The sequence below is a fragment of the Yersinia sp. LJYL362 genome, assembly GCF_048323875.1.
This window is the reverse complement of the sequence record NZ_JBLWEX010000054.1, coordinates 1-9,151: the sequence shown is the minus strand read 5'-3', so window position 1 is coordinate 9,151 and position 9,151 is coordinate 1. Positions and strand designations below refer to the sequence as shown.

The window sequence follows — 9,151 nt, the reverse complement described above, 5'->3', positions numbered from 1 at the left end:
GTACAGCAAAGATATTCGCCAATATACCGACGACAATGGCCGCAATCGGGCCTGCCGCCAGTTTCATAACCGGACGGCCACAAATTTCGTTGAGGATATACAAGCTGACCACCACGAAAATGCCGGTACCGGGCCAGATCTGATTTGCCGCATTAACCCCACCGACTAAAAGTGCAATTTCAAGAATTTGCGTCATGGCGGTACGAATATTATCACCGGACATTTTCAACGACGGGAAGCGGTTCATCGCTTTACCAATTCGACTCAAACTGGTGATCTCGACTCCCATTGCCCCCGCGCCCAGTATGCCAGCCACCACTGGGTTAGGTGCCAGATAGCCTAAGCCGAGGAACCAGTCACACCAGCCATTAGTGCCATACACACCGCTTATCATTGCAGTTGTAATAATCAGTGGCATGAAAGCGAGTGCTTGGACAATTGCCACTATGGCCGCAGAGGTAATTTGCCCTTTTCCGAGTAATGCTGCTGCAATCGGTTCACCCGCAATCCAGTGGTAGTGGGCAGTGATAGTAATCAATGCGGCCATTGGCAACAGATAAATCGCATTTTTCCGAATGCGCTTAATATTGTCATCAAACAGACTATGTTCTATTTCTTCGCCGTGGCGTTTATCGCGGGAAGCAAAGAACAGCAAGCAAATCATACCAAACAGCATTGCAATACCTTCCGGGCTGAGCGCTACTTCATTACCAGCAATGGTGACTGGGTTAATTCGCTCAATCACCACACGGGCCAGGAAGGCAATAATGATGGTGATTAACCCGGCTTTCTTACCGAATTGATAACCGACGGCAATGGCAGGGAAGGCCACAAATGCATAAATTATCGGATCACCCACCGAGGCGAGGGCATCAAGGAAGTTGACCGGCAGATAACTGAAGCCTTTAATCAATCCATCCAGCGCAATAGTGATTAAAGCGCCATAAACTGTGCCAATTAATACGGCTAACTTAGTATTATTCAGTGATACCCCAATAATATCCGCTGTGAGCAAAACGATATGAATAACGATAATGCCGGTTGCCAATGTAATCGGCATGGCGAAACCAGTAATAAACCCGATGCTGATAGCAAAAGAGATACCCGCCAGCTCTTTCCGGCTCATATTGCCGTTCATGAACTCCGGCATAATAGGCCGCAATCCATCGTGATACACCGCGATAGATTTATTGGCGAGAAAGGTGGCGTACCCCCCCATTAGCGAGAAAAGAATAATCTTGACTAAATTAAACGATTCCATATCACGACCCCATCGGGGCCAATGAGCCCCAGGCTAATTTGTTTATTATTGTTGTCAGTTGTGTCAGTCTTTTTAGAATAAAATGAATGACAGTAATAGATTTTCAGTATTACTTTTCAGCCAATAAAACGGCACATAAGGCTTTAACAGAATTTTCAACACGGTCATTGGTAAAACCGAATGCTTTTTTCCCCTGATCTATCAATTGGCTGATATTGGCTTCTGAGGGTTGGGTCAAAGCATTGGCTATTGTGGCGCACTTATCGCGTCCAATCAGGGCATAAGCCATAGCTAAAGCACCACCGGCACCACTTTGGCAAGCCCCTACGTAATAGTCGAAGCTACCATTTTTGACTTTCATCGCGGCATCCATGTCGGTAAATATGTCAGAAGTGATTTTCCCCGCGCCATATTTAATTAAACAATCTTGTATTTCGTTTTTATTCAACTGCCCACCAATAGCAATTTTTAACATTATAACTTCTCCTTAAGTACCCTGAATATATTTTAAATAATCTGAATATATTCCATTATTTGTTGGCTTCAGTAAGTTGTCGCCAGAAAGAGTGACCGTTTTGTGGCGCAATTGCCGCGAAAAACTCACAGGCTGTCGCGCCAACATCTGACATAGTTTCCCGGACCCCCAGGTGAATAGCTTTCTGCTGTGAATATTTAATTCCCGGATGATAGACCAGTAATGGAACTTGCTCGCGAGTGTGCTTGCTATGGCCGATTGTTGGGTCGTTGCCATGATCGGCCATCACGACCAGACAATCACCGGGTGCCATGGCTGCGGTAATTTTCCCTAACATGTTATCGACTAATTGCAGGCGTTCTGCATAGCGCCCGACATCTTGCCCGTGGCCTGCCAAGTCAGTTTCCTGAATATTGGTACAGATAAAGGCACTACCCGCGCGTTGTACTTCTGCTAATGTGATATCCAAAATAACTTGGGAATCAACCAATTGCTGGTAACTTCTCCCCGCCGGATTGGCAACAATATCCGCGACTTTACCCACCAATACTGTGGGAATATTCACTTTCTCAAGCTGATGAGGCACCTGAACATCAGCATCGACACCATAACCGAGATGAATAACCTGAAAACCGGTATCGTAAACACCGGATTTTGGACTGTTAATGCCAATATAATGTTGTTGCTTAACTTCAGCTGCACTGATGATTGCCTGGCTATTCATCAGTTGCCCTCCATAGGCGATAACGCGGTTTACTTCCACACAACCGCGAACTATCCGACCTATCTTTTCGACCTGCTCAAAATCAATGGCACTTAAATTAGCACAAATATTAAATACTTGACCTAAATCTGCCTCAAGATTATCGCCAATTGCGACGCAGTTATTGACCCATAGAAATTGTAAATCACTGCTATCATCAGGCGCACTGTGCTCTTCAACCTGATAACCCTGCTGGCGTAATGCATCAGCGACACGTGACTTTACGGTGGAGAACGGCATGCTTAAGGGCGCGCGGGGCAGGGTACCCATGATTTCTTGATGGCCCATAAAGGTATCACCACCTTCATGTTGCAATAGTGCGACACCAAAACTGGCCAGAGGGTTGTCTTGCATCACGCTGTCCTGAAAATCTGGAGAGCCGATATGCAAGGCGTTGAGTAACCCCAACTTCTCTAAATTGGCTAAACGCAATTCCGGGTAAGTTTGTAAAATATGAGCACAAGTATTCGCTCCCAGATCCTGTGGACGCACGGCAGAGACATCAGGCATGGCACCCACACCAAAGCTGTCGATGACCAGTACAATAAACTTACTCATAACCCCTCCTGTCCTTTGGACGTTGGAATGGTATTACCCTGACTATCAAAAATTCCGAGTAAGGTGGGGTGACCGGATTGGATACCTGCGACCAAGACCACATCACTGCGGGTAACGAAAATTTGTGTACGAAAGCACATCACCACCGGGCTGCCGATGGTGAATGGCTCGGTAAGAGCCAGTGTATAATCAATGCTGTCATTGGCTGGGCTCACTACTTTGGCGGTATGCCACTGTTGGTCATACACCAGCGCATTGTTTAAATGGCCGCGCCGATAGTATCCGCCACCATAGCAATGACTTTTGCCTTGATGGCAATGGGAAACTTCAGTCAGATACAGCATGGCGACATGCTCGGGCTGATTACCTTGTTGGTTAGAAGGCATGGTTCCGGTTAAAGAGTGACCCGGTTCGGCGTGCGTTACTCCCCATTTAGCCAATTGCGGTAAGCTTTCAACCCCGGTGGCGGAGGGGCCATTAACCTGCTCAACCTTTATGCCCTGCTGCTCAAGAATACTTTTTGCTTCAATCAATGTATTGAGATTTGGGCTGGGCAGCGTCTTGCCTTTTTCATTATCAAAAAGCATGCAAGGGAAATGCGTGACGCCCACCAAACGAATACCGGGTATTGTTTTGATTTCACGGATAACAGTGGGTAATTCATCCAGAGAAAACCCCGCTTCCTGACCGGGATAAACCAGGTCGCCGTGATGACAAACCTTTAATAACAGGGCTTGTTTTTTATTTTGACGCACTGCGGCTGCAGCAATTTCACGTGCTTTGTCAATACTGTAAACAGTAATGACCTCGGGTTGGCGGGATACAACTTCATCCACCATTGCGCTGGGGATTTGAACTAAATGGCCTACGTGGGCGACCGGCAAGTTATATTGATAGAGTTGACGTGCTTCTTTGAAATCTACCGCGACGATACCTTGGTAGCCACATTCCAGCAGGAGTTTGCACAGTAGTGGATTGCGGCCAAACTGCTTACTCATTAGATAAAGAGTAATGCCATAACGTGTTGCTGTTTCCAGTAGCAAACTCGCATTCTGTTTGACCTGATCAACGTCAATAACATAGCTGTCAGGTCTAATCACCCCTTGTTTCCAGAGTAAAAGAGCGACTTCTATCAGCGCTGGATTTTGTTTTTGTAATGCTTTCAGTAGCATATTAGATCCCTATATAACGCCATTTTATTTTCATTTTTTTGAATATTTAACGAGCGCTAAAATATTTAGCACGCCGTCTGCTGCGCAAGATGCAGGCCATATAGATTTGCTAATAAATATCCTACTTCGTAATCGGGCACTTGAAAGGTAAACAGTGAGAGTAGGTCGTTATTAATTTCCCTGATATTGGCAAAAACGGCTGTGGTTTCGATCTCTTTTAATATTTCATCATCGATAGCCGGAATAACTTGCCCCTGACTCGCTCGCATCAGCGCATTTGCCATATGAGTGATCAGCATTTCTCCCTGGGAATGGCGAATAGAGAGTTGCCAGTGTTGTTCCAAACGAGTGAGAACATTCAGCATCCCGAAGTAGACCGCAGTATCAATAACCTGCGCGTCATATAAAATTTTTAATCTCGTTTCCATTTCTTTATCTTCATTTTTATGAATATTTGTATATTAGTAATTTATTGTACGGCTGCAAATGCTCAAATCGTTATTTGGTATATTGATCACAATATAATCATTTGCACGAAATTGGCTGCTTCAGTGTGGCGATAGCGCCCTGTTTTCTGCTGAGGCAATGTTGCCGAGATTGATGGTAGATAAAGAAAAAGGCCGCATTTGCGGCCTTTTAAATATGACATCATGGGTTACCAGTCAGGTTTACTTCACCTTATGGTCAACAGCATGTGCATGTTCTACATCTTCATTTTTCCGGCTGAAGCGGCGGCGAACCACCACGAAGAATACCGGAACAAAGAAGATAGCCAGTACGGTAGCGGTTATCATACCGCCCATAACACCTGTACCAACCGCATTTTGTGCACCAGAACCTGCACCGCTACTGATTACCAATGGTAGAACCCCAAGGATAAAGGCCAGTGAGGTCATCAAGATTGGGCGCAGACGCATACGTACCGCTTCCAATGTTGATTCCACCAAGCCTTTGCCTTCTTTATCCATCAAGTCCTTAGCGAACTCAACAATCAAGATGGCGTTCTTGGCCGATAGCCCGATAGTGGTCAACAAGCCTACCTGGAAGTAAACGTCGTTATTCAGGCCACGCAGAGAGGCTGCCAATAACGCACCGACCACACCCAGCGGTACCACTAACATAACGGAGAATGGAATCGACCAGCTTTCATACAACGCTGCCAGACACAAGAACACCACAATCAGTGAAATGGCGTACAGCGCCGGAGCCTGGTTACCGGACAGACGTTCCTGATAGGACATACCGGTCCAGTCATAGCCGATGCCGCTTGGTAACTTAGACGCCAATTCTTGCATCAGATCCATCGCCTCACCGGTACTTTTACCCGGTGCGGCCTGACCCAGAATTTCCATGGATGGCAAGCCGTTATAACGTTCGAGTCGCGGTGAACCATATTCCCATTTGGCGCTGGAGAAGGTGGCAAATGACACCATCTGGCCAGTGCTGTTACGGACATACCACTTATCAATATCACTTGGTAACATGCGGAATGGCGCATCAGCCTGCACGTAAACTTTCTTCACACGACCACGGTCGATAAAGTCATTTACATAGCTGCCGCCCATTGCTGAACCCAGGGTGGTATTGATATCAGAAATAGCCACACCCAGAGCTTGTGCTTTTTCCTGATCCACTTCGACTTTGAACTGCGGCGTATCTTCCAGACCGTTAGGACGCATACCTACCAGCATATCCGGGTGTTGTGCCGCCATGCCGAGCAGTTGGTTACGTGCTTCGGTTAACTTTTGATGTCCTACGTTACCTTGGTCAATTAACTGGAAGTCAAAGCCGGTAGCTGTACCCAGTTCCACAATTGCTGGCAAGTTAAAGGCAAACACTAAACCGTCTTTAATTTGCGAGAAGGCAGCAGAAGCACGGCCAACAATCGCTGGAACTTTGTTTTGCTCGCCAGGGCGTTCATCCCAGTTTTTCAAACTCACGAATGCCAAACCGGTATTTTGACCCTGACCACTGAAACCGAAGCCGTTAACGGTAAATACTGAGTTAACAACATCTTTTTCTTTGTCGAGATAATAATCAGTGACTTGATCCAGCACTTTCTGCGTACGTTCTTGGGTCGCACCTGCTGGCATTTGCACCATAGTCAGGAACACGCCTTGGTCTTCTTCCGGCAAGAATGATGTCGGTAAGCGCAGGAACAGCACGCCCATACCAATCACGATGGCCAGATAGATAACCAAATAACGCCCGGTACTGCGCAGAATGTTGCCAACACTGTCGGTATAGTGATGGGTGCTTTTCTCGAACATGCGGTTAAACCAACCGAAGAAGCCGGTTTTCGGACCATGTTCGCCTTTGGCGATCGGTTTTAACATGGTGGCACACAGTGCTGGCGTCAGTATTAATGCTACCAGAACAGAGAGCACCATGGCCGAAACGATAGTGATAGAGAACTGACGATAAATCGCCCCGGTTGCGCCACCGAAGAAGGCCATCGGGATAAATACCGCTGACAGCACCATCGCGATCCCCACCAATGCGCCCTGGATTTGCTCCATGGATTTCTTGGTGGCTTCTTTCGGTGGTAGCCCTTCCTCTTGCATCACACGTTCGACGTTCTCTACCACGACGATGGCGTCATCCACCAATAGCCCTATCGCCAACACCATCCCGAACATCGTTAGGGTGTTTATCGAATAGCCAAAGGCCGAGAGAATGGCGAAAGTTCCCAGCAATACTACCGGAACGGCAATCGTTGGAATTAACGTCGCCCGGAAGTTTTGCAAGAACAGATACATGACCAAGAACACCAGAATAATGGCTTCTACCAGTGTTTTAACCACTTCGTTGATGGAGATTTTAACGAACGGCGTGGTGTCATACGGGTAAACCACTTTCAGCCCTGCCGGGAAGAACGGCTGTAATTTTGCCAATTCAGCTTTTACTGCCGCAGAGGTGTTCAGGGCGTTAGCCCCTGTTGCCAACTTAATACCGATACCTGCAGCTGGCTTACCATTAAAACGGGCAATAATGTTGTAGTTTTCAGCACCCAGTTGAACGATAGCCACATCTTTCAAGCGAACCTGTGAACCATCAGTGTTCACCTTCAGCATGATTTGGCTGAATTCTTCCGCATTGGTCAGACGGGTCTGAGCAATAATAGAGGAGTTCAGTTCTTGCCCTGGAACTGGCGGTGTACCACCTAATTGGCCGGCGGCAACCTGGTTGTTCTGCACTTTAATGGCGTTAATAACATCAACCGGCGTCAAGCCGTAGTTATTTAGTTTGTGCGGGTCCATCCAAATACGCATCGCGTATTGGGAACCAAACAACTGAACATCACCCACACCTGCGGTACGGCTAATTGGGTCTTTAACGTTAGAACCTACATAGTCGGCGATATCTTCCTGTTTCATGGTACCGTCTTCAGAAATAAAGCCGGCAACCATCAGGAAGCTACTACTGGACTTTTCAACGCTCACACCTTGCTGCTGCACTTCTTGCGGCAGTAAAGGCATGGCTAATTGCAGTTTGTTCTGCACCTGAACCTGAGCGATATCGGGGTCAGTGCCTGAGTTAAAGGTCAACGTCAACTGCACGTTACCGGAGGAGTCACTGCTGGAAGACATATACAGCAAGTTATCGATACCGTTCATGTTCTGTTCGATAACCTGCGTAACTGTATTCTGCACAGTTGTCGCATCGGCGCCAGGGTAGTTGGCGGAGATTGAAATTGCCGGTGGCGCAATGGTCGGATATTGCGCTACGGGTAACTTCATTATCGCCAGGCTACCGGCCAACATAATTATGATGGCGATAACCCAGGCGAAAATAGGGCGATCAATAAAGAACTTAGCCATGAATTACCGGCTCCTTTTAAGACTTCTTCGCTGTGTCAGCCGGGGCTGCTTTTTGTTCTGTCTCAGTAACTTCCTGCACTTTCACCTGCACGCCCGGTCTGATTTTCTGCAAGCCGGAAACGATCAGGCGATCGCCTGCTTTCAAGCCTTCAGTTACCAACCATTTATTACCGATAGCCTGATTAGCGACCAGTGTGCGTAACTCAACTTTGTCATCAGCACCAACAACCATGGCCGTTGCTTCACCGCGTGGGTTGCGCGTCACACCTTGTTGAGGCACTAACAGTGCATCAGGGCGGACACCTTCATCCAGACGGGCGCGGACAAACATCCCTGGTAATAACGCTTCATTCGGGTTAGGGAAGATAGCGCGGATAGTGATAGAGCCAGTGGTTTCATCTACGGTCACACCAGAGAATTCCAAGGTACCGGTTTCGGCATATTCAGAGCCGTTTTCCAGTAACAAGCGAACTTTAGCTTTACCGTTTTCCTGTTTCAGCGTGCCATCAGCCAGCTCTTTTTTCAGACGCAGGAACTCATCACTTGACTGAGTCACATCAACATACATCGGATCAAGTTGTTGGACTGTTGTCAAAGCAGTTGCCTGACCACTGGTCACCAATGCACCTTCAGTCACTGAAGATTTACCGGTACGGCCACTGATTGGCGAGGTCACCTGAGTATAAGCCAGGTTAATGCGGGCACTTTCTACTGCTGCTTTTGCCGCAACGACTGCTGCATTAGCTTGCATAGAATTAGATACCGCCTGGTCGTACTCTTGTTTACTGATGTAGTTGGTACCCAGCAATGGTTTATAGCGATTAACTGTCAGACGAGCGATTTCAGCTGCAGCTTGTGCTTTAGCTAAGTCACCTTTGGCGCTGTCATAAGCAGCCTGATAAGTGGCTGGGTCAATTTGATAAAGGGATGTTCCGGCGGTGACATCACTGCCTTCAACGTAGTTACGTTTAAGAATAATACCGCTAACTTGCGGACGAACTTCTGCAACACGAAATGCGGACGTGCGGCCAGGCAATTCGGTTGTGATATTCAGTGGTGCTGCTTTTAATGTCACAATGCCGACTTCAGGTGCCTGTTGAG

Annotated in this window: 7 protein-coding genes; all 7 read right to left on the bottom strand. The window is 47.3% G+C overall.

What is annotated here, in order from left to right; all coding sequences use genetic code 11:
* On the bottom strand, nt 1-1,261 hold a 1,261-nt coding region (locus tag ACNSO8_RS02260; RefSeq protein ID WP_418393688.1), incomplete at its 3' end, for a YhfT family protein.
* Between the two features lie 109 nt (nt 1,262-1,370).
* The gene (locus ACNSO8_RS02255; protein ID WP_019081285.1) at nt 1,371-1,736 is read right to left on the bottom strand and encodes a DUF2620 domain-containing protein; all 366 of its coding nucleotides are present in this window, start codon (nt 1,734-1,736) and stop codon (nt 1,371-1,373) included.
* 55 nt (nt 1,737-1,791) lie between these two features.
* Nucleotides 1,792-3,057, bottom strand: a complete 1,266-nt coding sequence (locus ACNSO8_RS02250; RefSeq protein WP_339099072.1) for a phosphopentomutase — start codon at nt 3,055-3,057, stop codon at nt 1,792-1,794.
* Complete coding sequence (locus ACNSO8_RS02245; protein ID WP_342229747.1) at nt 3,054-4,229, bottom strand: YhfX family PLP-dependent enzyme; 1,176 nt, start codon at nt 4,227-4,229, stop codon at nt 3,054-3,056. The genes ACNSO8_RS02250 and ACNSO8_RS02245 overlap by 4 nt, the downstream gene beginning before the upstream one ends.
* Before the next feature lie 65 nt (nt 4,230-4,294).
* Nucleotides 4,295-4,657, bottom strand: a complete 363-nt coding sequence (locus ACNSO8_RS02240; RefSeq protein ID WP_019082553.1) for a PRD domain-containing protein — start codon at nt 4,655-4,657, stop codon at nt 4,295-4,297.
* 240 nt (nt 4,658-4,897) lie between these two features.
* Nucleotides 4,898-8,050, bottom strand: a complete 3,153-nt coding sequence (gene acrB / locus ACNSO8_RS02235; RefSeq protein WP_019081282.1) for an efflux RND transporter permease AcrB — start codon at nt 8,048-8,050, stop codon at nt 4,898-4,900.
* A 16-nt stretch (nt 8,051-8,066) separates the two neighbouring features.
* On the bottom strand, nt 8,067-9,151 hold a 1,085-nt coding region (acrA, locus tag ACNSO8_RS02230), incomplete at its 5' end, for an efflux RND transporter adaptor subunit AcrA (protein WP_418393687.1).